Origin of the sequence: Ruania albidiflava DSM 18029 (assembly GCF_000421225.1) — a bacterium.
GTDB classification, from domain to species: Bacteria; Actinomycetota; Actinomycetes; order Actinomycetales; family Beutenbergiaceae; genus Ruania; species Ruania albidiflava.
In genome coordinates, this window is sequence record NZ_ATWL01000047.1 from 1 (window position 1) to 2,573 (window position 2,573).

General features: G+C 56.0%; 2 rRNA genes. Both read right to left on the bottom strand.

The window, feature by feature from the left end:
* Nucleotides 1-608 (bottom strand): 23S ribosomal RNA (locus K338_RS0119390); the annotation flags it as partial.
* 307 nt (nt 609-915) lie between these two features.
* Nucleotides 916-2,447, bottom strand: a 16S ribosomal RNA gene (locus K338_RS0119395).
* Between the last annotated feature and the right edge of the window lie 126 nt (nt 2,448-2,573).

The window sequence follows — 2,573 nt, forward strand, 5'->3', positions numbered from 1 at the left end:
ACGGATTGTAAGCACACGGTTTCAGGTACTATTTCACTCCCCTCCCGGGGTACTTTTCACCTTTCCCTCACGGTACTTGTCCGCTATCGGTCACCAGGTAGTATTTAGGCTTACCAAGTGGTCTTGGCAGATTCGCACGGGATTCCTCGGGCCCCGTACTACTTGGGATACTCAACAGGAGGCCACGCAGTTTCGTCTACGGGAGTAACACCCTCTATGCTTGGCCTTTCAAGACCATTCGACTACCACGCAACTTTGTAACTCCTCACCAGTCCGGCAGAACCAGTCATCGAGTCCCACAACCCCAAAGGTGCAACGCCTGCCGGCTATCACACACCCCTGGTTTAGCCTCATCCGCTTTCGCTCGCCACTACTCACGGAATATCTCTTCCTGCGGGTACTGAGATGTTTCACTTCCCCGCGTTCCCTCCACACACCCTATGAGTTCAGGTGCAGGTCACCGGGCATGACCCCGGCCGGGTTTCCCCATTCGGACATCCTCGGATCAAAGCTCGTTTGCCAACTCCCCGAGGCTTATCGCAGGCTACTACGTCCTTCATCGGCTCCTGGTGCCAAGGCATCCACCGAATGCTCTTAACAACTTAAACCACAAAAATCAAAGATGCTCGCGTCCACTGTGCAGTTCTCAAGCTACCGACGATCCCACCACCAACCCCCAGGAAACCCCAGGAACCAGCCAGCAGGCCGCACCACAAACAACCAACCCCACCAACGGAGGCTCGTTGCCCGGGAGCCCAACAGTGTGCCCCCACCACCACCAACCACCAAGGCCAACAGCAGCAGAGAAGCAGTGATCAATGTTCCACCCACGAGCAACCAGCCACACACACTCGGCATGGCCTGGCCCTACCCACACACCACACAACATGGCACGCGGAATAAGATGCTCCTTAGAAAGGAGGTGATCCAGCCGCACCTTCCGGTACGGCTACCTTGTTACGACTTCGTCCCAATCGCCAATCCCACCTTCGACAGCTCCCCCCACAAGGGTTGGGCCACCGGCTTCGGGTGTTACCGACTTTCATGACGTGACGGGCGGTGTGTACAAGGCCCGAGAACGTATTCACCGCAGCGTTGCTGATCTGCGATTACTAGCGACTCCGACTTCATGGGGTCGAGTTGCAGACCCCAATCCGAACTGAGACCGGCTTTAAGAGATTCGCTCCACCTCACAGCTTCGCAACCCTCTGTACCGGCCATTGTAGCATGCGTGAAGCCCAAGACATAAGGGGCATGATGATTTGACGTCATCCCCACCTTCCTCCGAGTTGACCCCGGCAGTCTCCTATGAGTCCCCACCATCACGTGCTGGCAACATAGGACAAGGGTTGCGCTCGTTGCGGGACTTAACCCAACATCTCACGACACGAGCTGACGACAACCATGCACCACCTGTACACCAGTGTCCAAAGAGACCCACATCTCTGCAGGCTTCCGGTGTATGTCAAGCCTTGGTAAGGTTCTTCGCGTTGCATCGAATTAATCCGCATGCTCCGCCGCTTGTGCGGGCCCCCGTCAATTCCTTTGAGTTTTAGCCTTGCGGCCGTACTCCCCAGGCGGGGCACTTAATGCGTTAGCTGCGGCGCAGAACCCGTGGAATGGATCCCACACCTAGTGCCCAACGTTTACGGCATGGACTACCAGGGTATCTAATCCTGTTCGCTACCCATGCTTTCGCTCCTCAGCGTCAGTAGTGGCCCAGAGACCTGCCTTCGCCATCGGTGTTCCTCCTGATATCTGCGCATTCCACCGCTACACCAGGAATTCCAGTCTCCCCTACCACACTCTAGTCTGCCCGTACCCGATGCAAGCTCAAGGTTAAGCCTTGAGTTTTCACACCAGACGCGACAAACCGCCTACGAGCTCTTTACGCCCAATAATTCCGGACAACGCTTGCGCCCTACGTATTACCGCGGCTGCTGGCACGTAGTTAGCCGGCGCTTCTTCTGCAGGTACCGTCACCAACAAAGTCAGCTTCTTCCCTACTGAAAGAGGTTTACAACCCGAAGGCCGTCATCCCTCACGCGGCGTCGCTGCATCAGGCTTTCGCCCATTGTGCAAGATTCCCCACTGCTGCCTCCCGTAGGAGTCTGGGCCGTGTCTCAGTCCCAGTGTGGCCGGTCACCCTCTCAGGCCGGCTACCCGTCGTCGCCTTGGTAGGCCATCACCCCACCAACAAGCTGATAGGCCGCGAGTCCATCCCCCACCGAAAAAACTTTCCAAACCCCACCATGCGGCAAGGCCTGAATATCCAGTATTAGACACCGTTTCCAGCGCTTATCCCGAAGAGGAGGGCAGGTTACTCACGTGTTACTCACCCGTTCGCCACTAATCCCCAACAGCAAGCTGTCGGTTCATCGTTCGACTTGCATGTGTTAAGCACGCCGCCAGCGTTCGTCCTGAGCCAGGATCAAACTCTCCATACAAAACCTATCAACACCACAACCCACAAACAGGCCACAGCATCAACAAATCATACGAAAAAATCCTGACCAAACAACCACCCCCACAAAGCACAAAACCCCATGAGAGCAGCCATCCAACCAAAAAAA